2 protein-coding genes are annotated in these 834 nt (G+C 39.2%); both read left to right on the top strand.

The window, feature by feature from the left end; all coding sequences use genetic code 11:
• Window positions 1-186 (top strand): GyrI-like domain-containing protein (locus GC102_RS31600; RefSeq protein ID WP_171693031.1); only part of this gene is annotated, 186 nt, incomplete at its 5' end.
• A gap of 247 nt (window positions 187-433) precedes the next feature.
• Window positions 434-724, top strand: a complete 291-nt coding sequence (locus GC102_RS31595) for a hypothetical protein (protein ID WP_171693030.1) — start codon at window positions 434-436, stop codon at window positions 722-724.
• The last annotated feature ends 110 nt before the right edge of the window (window positions 725-834 follow it).

The raw sequence follows: 834 nt of genomic DNA, 5'->3' as shown, positions 1-834 counted from the left end.
TGGGGACGGATTTATTCCGAATGGTTTCCGACAGCGGAATACGAACAGGTTGAAGGCCCTAGCTTCGAAATGTATTATGGAACGGCAGGATATGTTACTGGGGAGATTTGGATTCCGGTGAAGAAAAATAACTTGTTACTTCATGCGGCACGCTTGTGTTTCTCATTGGGCACCTGTCGTACTTAGTAGAGCGACCTCCTGATGTGGGATTTTAAGGGCTGTAGACCCGTTACGTACTCCCATCGTACAGAGGCGCTCTTTTTTATGCAAACTCCAGATTATTCGTTCCACAGGAATTCTAACGAGAAACGATAGCTCAATAAACGTCAAAACAAGGCTGCCGGTAAATCGGCGGCCTTTTGAACGGGCAGGATAATGTAATGTTTATATGGAAATAAGTGGATGAAATAATACTTAACGGGAGGAGTTTTTTATGAGCGAGTCTGTTGAAAAAATTATATCTCTATATGAAAGGCTAACTGATGAGGAACAACAACAATTGATTTCTGTGTTATCAAGGCATCTGGGAAAACCACTAAAAATTTCTACAAGCGGATTGTCTATTTGTAGTGAAGATGAAATAAAGATTATCAATAATACATTAAGTGGTATCATTCTAACCAAAGAAAACGTTCCAAGTATACTTGAAGCACATAAACGGCTAGGAGGTACGGATTTACCTCAGAAAATCTCCTTTGGTTATGTAAAAGATAGTGGAAAATAAGATTTTATTTTTCTACCCATTGAGCTCCCTCGATTTGATTTAATTTCCTCACGCAAGCTCGTGTATTCGCAGGATTTCATCCCTATTGGAATCAATAAAAGAATGTAAGA

Origin of the sequence: Paenibacillus germinis (genome assembly GCF_013141785.1) — a bacterium.
GTDB classification, from domain to species: domain Bacteria; phylum Bacillota; class Bacilli; order Paenibacillales; family NBRC-103111; genus Paenibacillus_E; species Paenibacillus_E phytorum.
This window is presented reverse-complemented; position numbering and strand designations above follow the sequence as displayed.